The following is a 6,149-nucleotide window of genomic DNA, read 5'->3' on the forward strand; positions in this document are numbered from 1 at the left end:
CACCGGCCTACCTCCCCGGAGTGCCCCGAGCGTCACGGCTCGGGCGGTACGGGACGCCTGGGACGGCTCGTACGATGGGGCACATGACCTCCAACAGCCAGCGCCGTGTCCTGCTCGCCAAGCCGCGTGGTTACTGCGCGGGCGTGGACCGGGCCGTGGAGACTGTCGAGATCGCCCTGGAGAAGTACGGGGCCCCCGTCTACGTGCGCAAGCAGATCGTGCACAACGTGCACGTCGTGAAGACCCTCGAGGAGCGCGGCGCGATCTTCGTGGACGAGACCGAGGAGGTCCCCGAGGGCGCCATCGTGGTCTTCTCCGCGCACGGCGTCGCCCCCGTCGTCCACGAGGAGGCCCGCGGCCTGAGCCTGCGCACCATCGACGCCACCTGCCCGCTGGTCACCAAGGTCCACAAGGAGGCCGTCCGGTTCGCCAAGGACGACTACGACATCCTCCTGATCGGCCACGAGGGGCACGAGGAGGTCATCGGCACCACCGGCGAGGCCCCCGACCACATCCACCTGGTCGACGGCCCCGGCGACGTGGCCAACGTCCAGGTCCGCGACCCGGAGCGGGTCGCCTGGCTGTCGCAGACCACCCTGTCGGTGGACGAGACCATCGCCACGGTCGAGAAGCTGCGCGAGCGGTTCCCCAAGCTGATGGACCCGCCGTCCGACGACATCTGCTACGCCACCCAGAACCGCCAGACCGCCGTCAAGCAGATCGCGGCCCACGCCCAGCTGGTGATCGTGGTCGGCTCCACCAACTCCTCCAACTCGGTGCGGCTCGTCGAGGTCGCCAAGGAGCACGGCGCCGACGACGCCCACCTGGTCGACTACGCCGAGCACATCGACGAGACCTGGCTGGAGGGCGTCACCACGGTCGGCGTCACCAGCGGCGCCTCCGTCCCGGACGAACTCGTCCAGGGCGTCCTGGCCTGGCTGGCCGAGCGCGGCTACGGCGACGTCGAAGAGGTCGAGTCCGTCCCGGAGAGCATGCGCTTCGCCCTTCCCCACGAACTCCGCAAGAACCTGCGCATCACGCCTGTCGGCTGAGGACGGCGCAGCGGTCAGTCGGTCTCGTCGTGGGAGAGGCGGCGCCGGGACCGGGAGCGCGACCGGGCGGGCGGCTCCTCCCAGCGGACGGGGTTCTCGTTCTCTTCCTGGTCGAACAGGCGGCTGCCGGCCAGCCTGCCGCGTAGTTCGCGGACGTTGGCGGGGAGGCCGCGCGGGACGGTGATCACCAGCACCAGGAGGGTGCCGCCGAACAGCCAGGGGGCGGTACCCGCCAGGGCGGTCAGCACGCCCAGGGCGATGCCGCGCAGCGGGGACGGTCCGCCCAGGCCGGTGATGGTCTCCGCGAGGACGGTGACGGCCAGGAAGACCGCGGGCGGGCTGACGGCCAGGGTGAGCAGGTCGGCCTGGCGGGTGGCCAGCGCGGCCAGGGCGCAGCCGGCCAGGAAGCTCCCGCCCGCCAGGACGCCGAGGTCCAGCCAGCGGCCGAGCAGCGCGCCGAGCAGGGAGATGGCGAACAGGACCACCACTCCGCCGCGCCCGGTCAGGGTGACCGAGGGCCCGGCGGACTTGGCGCGCGAGCCCGGATCCCTGCGGGTCCCGCCCCGCTGACGTCGCACACGACCCCCTGCGTCCGGCGAGGCGCCCGGGGGCGCGTCGCCTACCGGCGGTGAACTCATGGCCGCCACCTTTCCCGGTGATCGATGCGGTCGGGGACGGCCCGCCCGCCGAAACCTACCGCTTCGGTGGACGACTCCGGGGGCCCGCCGGGTTCGCCGGTCAGCTCGGCGGCCGACGGCGCGCGCGGGCTCTCCTCCACGGGGGCGGGGCCCTCCAGCGGGGCGTCCACCACGCCGAGCTCGTTCAGCTTGCGGGCGCTGACCAGGACGCGGGTCTCCAGCGACCCGACCGTGCGGTTGTAGGACTTGATCGCGCTGGTCAGGGAGCGGCCCAGCTCGTCGACGTGCCCGCCGAGCGTGCCGAGGCGCTCGTACAGTTCCTTGCCCAGGTCGAACACGGCGCGGGCGTTGCGGGACAGGGCGGCCTGCTGCCAGGCGTACGACGCCGTCCGCAGCATCGTGACGAGGGTCGTCGGGGTGGCGATGTGGACGCGGCGCCGCATCGCGTACTCCAGGAGGCCGGGGTCGCGGTCGAGCGCGGGCGCCAGGAACGCCTCCCCGGGGATGAACAGGACGACGAACTCGGGGGCGGGGCTGAACGCCTGCCAGTACGACTTGGCCGCGAGGCGGTCGACGTGGTCGCGGAGGTGGCGGGCGTGGGCGTCCAGGCGGACCGGGTCGCCGGTCTCGGCGGCCTCCAGGTAGGCGGCCAGGGAGACCTTGGAGTCGACCACGATGTTCTTGCCCCCGGCGAGGCGGACGACCATGTCGGGCCGTACGGTGCCGTTCTCGGTGTAGGCGGTGGCCTGCTCGTCGAAGTCGCAGTGGTGGGTCATCCCGGCCAGTTCCACGACGCGGCGCAACTGGAGCTCGCCCCAGCGGCCGCGGGCCTCGGGGCGTTGCAGCGCCCGTACCAGCGCCTGGGTCTCGCCGCGGAGCTGCTCGGAGCTCTGCCGGACGAAGTCGACCTGCTTGGCCAGCATCGCGTGCGACTCGCGGCGGCCGGTCTCGACCTCGCGGAGCTGCGCCTCCACCTTGGCGAGGGTGTCCTTGAGAGGGGCCACGAGGTGTTCGACGGCCTGCTTGCGGCGCTCCAGCTCGCCGGCGGCCTCGACGCCGGCGGCCTTGAGACGGGCGTCGGCCAGTTCCAGGAAACGCTGGTTGCTGGCGTCCAGTGCCTTGGCGGACAGGTTCTCGAAGTGCTCGGCCATCCGCTCCTCGGCGTAGGCCAGTTTCTCCTCGGCGGCGCGGGCGCGGGCGATCAGGGCGCCCTGGCGGCCGGTCGCGAGCGCGAACCCGACCACCGCGCCGAGGGCCGTCCCGAGGGCCAGACCGACGAGCAGCGCGAGATCCATCCCTTCATCGTGACAGTGGAGGCGGGCGGTTCCGGTGCGACGCGCCGAGACGCACCCGGCACCGGACAATTAGACTCAGCGTTCACTTACATCCTCAAACCGGATGAGCGGTGCCGCCCGGGACCGTTCACACCCCCGCCGAGCGAGGAGAGAGAGCATGACCACCAGCACCGGTACGCGCAACGTCCGCATCGTGCCGAGGACGCGAACGGAACGACGGGTCGCCCGGAGGCTCGCGCTGGAACCCGGCGGCCCTCCCAGCGCGCAGGCCCGTCTCACGGGCCAGGCGGTCAGGGCCCTGGTGAAGGGGGTCTGGTCGTCCCTTCCCGACTCCGCGGACGGGCTGCTCCGCTTCCAGCGTGCGGCCGAGCTCGCGGCGGCTCTCCAGGCCGTACCGCGCGGTGTTTCCATCGCCCAGGAAGACCTCGGTACGTGTACGGCCGAGTGGGTGCGGGCCGGGGCGCCCGACGAGCGCAAGGTCTTCCTCTACCTGCACGGGGGCGGCTACTTCTTCGGAAGCGCCCGTCTCTACAGGCCGTCCACCTGGAGGCTGTCGGCGTCCACGGGACGGCCCGTCCTCGCCCTGGACTACCGGCTCGCCCCAGAGCACACCCCCTCGGACGCCCTGGACGACGCCCTCGCCGCCTACGACTTCCTCCTGCGCAACGGCTACGCGCCTCGAGACATCGTCGTCGGAGGGGACTCGGCCGGGGGCCACCTCACCCTCGCCCTGCTGCTGGCCCTCAAGCGGCGCGAGATCGGGCTGCCCGCCGCCGCGCTGTGCCTGTCGCCATGGGTCGACCTGCTGTGCGCGGCGGACTCGCACCGCCTCAACGCCCGCAGCGAGGCCGTCATCCCGGCCGCCAAGCTCGCCTGGCTCGGCCGCCGCTTCTGCGCGGGCAAGGACGAGGACGACCTCCTCCTGGCCACCCGGCACGCCGACCTGACCGGGCTGCCGCCGCTGCTCCTGGTCGCCAGCGGCAGCGAGATCCTCCGGGACGACACCCGCGACCTGGCCGAACGCGCCAGGGCCGCCGGAGTGACCACCGCGTACCAGGAATGGGACGGGCTCATGCACGTCTTCACGGTGTTCGCCGACTTCGTCCCCGAGGGCCGGGCGGCGTTCCGGCACGTCGCCGAGTTCCTCCGCACCGTCGAATCCTGAGCTCGCGGGCGTTCCGGGTTGACGGGACGTTCACCCGGCCGTCGTCCGCGTGTGGTCCGGCGGGCCCATAAACTTGTCCGCCGTGAGCCTCTCCATCGGAATCGTCGGTCTGCCCAACGTCGGCAAGTCCACGCTCTTCAACGCGCTGACCAAGAACGACGCGCTGGCCGCCAACTACCCGTTCGCGACCATCGAGCCCAACGTCGGCGTCGTCGGGGTGCCCGACCCCCGGCTGGAGCGGCTGGCCGAGATCTTCGGCTCCCAGAAGATCATTCCGGCGACCATGGAGTTCGTCGACATCGCCGGGATCGTCAAGGGCGCCTCCGAGGGGCAGGGGCTGGGCAACAAGTTCCTGGCCAACATCCGCGAGACCAACGCGATCTGCCAGGTCATCCGGGCCTTCCACGACCCCGACGTCACCCATGTGGACGGCGACACCGACCCGCTCCGCGACATCGAGACGATCAACACCGAGCTGATCCTGGCCGACCTCCAGACGATCGAGCGGGCCCTGCCGCGCCTGGAGAAGGAGGCGCGGACCAAGAAGGACAAGGACAAGCTCGCGGTCGTCGACGCGGTCGCCGCCGCGCAGAAGCTGCTGGACGACGGCGTCACCCTGTTCGCGGGCGCCGAGCGCGCCGGCATCGACCTGGCCCTGCTGCGCGAGCTGCACCTCCTCACCGCCAAGCCCTTCCTCTACGTGTTCAACCTCGACGAGGAGGAGCTCACCGACGAGGCGCTGCGCGCCCGGCTGCGCGAGCTGGTCGCCCCGGCCGAGGCGATCTTCCTGGACGCCAAGATCGAGGCCGAGCTGATCGAGCTGCCCGACGACGAGGCCCTCGAACTGCTCCAGGGCATGGGCCAGGAGGAGTCCGGCCTGTCGCAGCTCGTCCGGATCGGCTTCGCCACCCTCGGGCTGCAGACGTACCTGACCGCGGGGCCCAAGGAGTCGCGCGCCTGGACGATCCGCAAGGGCGACACCGCGCCCGAGGCCGCGGGCGTCATCCACACCGACTTCCAGCGCGGCTTCATCAAGGCCGAGGTCGTCTCCTTCGACGACCTGGTGGCCGAGGGGTCCATGGCCGCCGCGCGCACCGCCGGGAAGGTGCGCATCGAGGGCAAGGACTACGTCATGCAGGACGGCGACGTGGTGGAATTCCGCTTCAACGTCTGAGTCCCTCGCGGATGAGTCTGGCCGCGACGTCGTTCTACTGGCGGGGCTGCGCCGAGGGTGAGGCGATCGGCGCCGACCGTCCGATGCTCGAACTGTTGCGCAGCGGCGACACCGTCGCCATGGGGATCGCCCTGGACCACATCCAGCACTCGTGGGCGCTGTCGCGGTTCGGTGGGGACGTGCCGTACGAAGACCTCGCGGGTGAGGTCCTGGAGTGCGCCCGTACGTTGCTGAGACGGCCTCCAACGCCCGCGGCGCTCAGTCCCCAGACCGGAGAGGGCGCCAACCACGCGAGCGCCCTCAACGCGATGATGAGGCGCGGCGAGTACTGAGCAGTCGACCGCACGGCGGGGCGGCGTACACCGCCAGTGATGCGAGGGTTACGGTGATGTGTCGCGAAGTGGACACGATGCCGGATTCATTGGGAAGAAAGTGCGCGCCGCCGCGCCATGTGGTCATCAAGCACCATGGTGCTTGTCTCAAACCGTTCCTAAGGACTGTGCATGAGTTGCTCAGCCGCGCGCCCCGAACGGTCTTGGACGCACTGGTCCCCGGCGTACTCAACCCCGGGGCGGCGACACGCATCCTGTGCGTGGTCCGTTCCCGGGAGGCCGGTTCCCTGTGCGACCTGGCCATGTGGGCTCGACCAGAGGCGACGGGGAGGCCCCAGGCCATCACTCCGGTGGAAAGGGGGCCCCGCACGCTGACATCGAACCCGGCGTCCCAGATTGCGCTACTGAAAGTACAGGGACCAGCACAAACCGTCAAGCCGGATCACTTGGATTGCCCGCATGTTCACTTAACCGACCTCACAGGCGAACAGTT

Annotated in this window: 6 protein-coding genes; 4 read left to right on the plus strand and 2 right to left on the minus strand. The window is 71.1% G+C overall.

The features are described from left to right. Window positions 1-83 precede the first annotated feature (83 nt). Entirely contained in the window at window positions 84-1,052 is a 969-nt protein-coding gene (locus tag ACFPZN_RS40920; RefSeq protein ID WP_378287965.1) for a 4-hydroxy-3-methylbut-2-enyl diphosphate reductase, read from the plus strand. 14 nt (window positions 1,053-1,066) lie between these two features. Here ACFPZN_RS40920 and ACFPZN_RS40925 read toward each other — a convergent pair whose 3' ends face one another. Together ACFPZN_RS40925 and ACFPZN_RS40930 are read right to left on the minus strand one after the other, a co-directional pair. After that, window positions 1,067-1,630, minus strand: a complete 564-nt coding sequence (locus ACFPZN_RS40925) for a DUF6542 domain-containing protein (protein ID WP_378287966.1) — start codon at window positions 1,628-1,630, stop codon at window positions 1,067-1,069. Between the two features lie 56 nt (window positions 1,631-1,686). Then, on the minus strand, window positions 1,687-2,985 hold the full coding sequence (locus tag ACFPZN_RS40930; RefSeq protein WP_378287967.1) for a DNA recombination protein RmuC: 1,299 nt from the start codon (window positions 2,983-2,985) through the stop codon (window positions 1,687-1,689). Between the two features lie 157 nt (window positions 2,986-3,142). Between ACFPZN_RS40930 and ACFPZN_RS40935 the strand changes: the two genes are divergently transcribed. From ACFPZN_RS40935 to ACFPZN_RS40945, 3 genes are all read left to right on the plus strand, one after another. Continuing rightward, complete coding sequence (locus ACFPZN_RS40935) at window positions 3,143-4,150, plus strand: alpha/beta hydrolase (protein ID WP_378287968.1); 1,008 nt, start codon at window positions 3,143-3,145, stop codon at window positions 4,148-4,150. Between the two features lie 82 nt (window positions 4,151-4,232). Further along, entirely contained in the window at window positions 4,233-5,324 is a 1,092-nt protein-coding gene (ychF, locus tag ACFPZN_RS40940; RefSeq protein ID WP_378287969.1) for a redox-regulated ATPase YchF, read from the plus strand. A gap of 11 nt (window positions 5,325-5,335) precedes the next feature. After that, complete coding sequence (locus tag ACFPZN_RS40945; protein ID WP_378287970.1) at window positions 5,336-5,656, plus strand: hypothetical protein; 321 nt, start codon at window positions 5,336-5,338, stop codon at window positions 5,654-5,656. Window positions 5,657-6,149 lie beyond the last annotated feature (493 nt).

The organism is Actinomadura rugatobispora, assembly GCF_042656285.1.
Lineage (GTDB): Bacteria > Actinomycetota > Actinomycetes > Streptosporangiales > Streptosporangiaceae > Spirillospora > Spirillospora rugatobispora.

Coding starts and splice junctions, on each gene's coding strand:
- ACFPZN_RS40945 (WP_378287970.1), top strand. CDS start 5,336: ATGAGTCTGGCCGCGACGTCGTTCTACTGGCGGGGCTGCGCCGAGGGT.
- ACFPZN_RS40930 (WP_378287967.1), bottom strand. CDS start 2,985: ATGGATCTCGCGCTGCTCGTCGGTCTGGCCCTCGGGACGGCCCTCGGC.
- ACFPZN_RS40920 (WP_378287965.1), top strand. CDS start 84: ATGACCTCCAACAGCCAGCGCCGTGTCCTGCTCGCCAAGCCGCGTGGT.
- ACFPZN_RS40935 (WP_378287968.1), top strand. CDS start 3,143: ATGACCACCAGCACCGGTACGCGCAACGTCCGCATCGTGCCGAGGACG.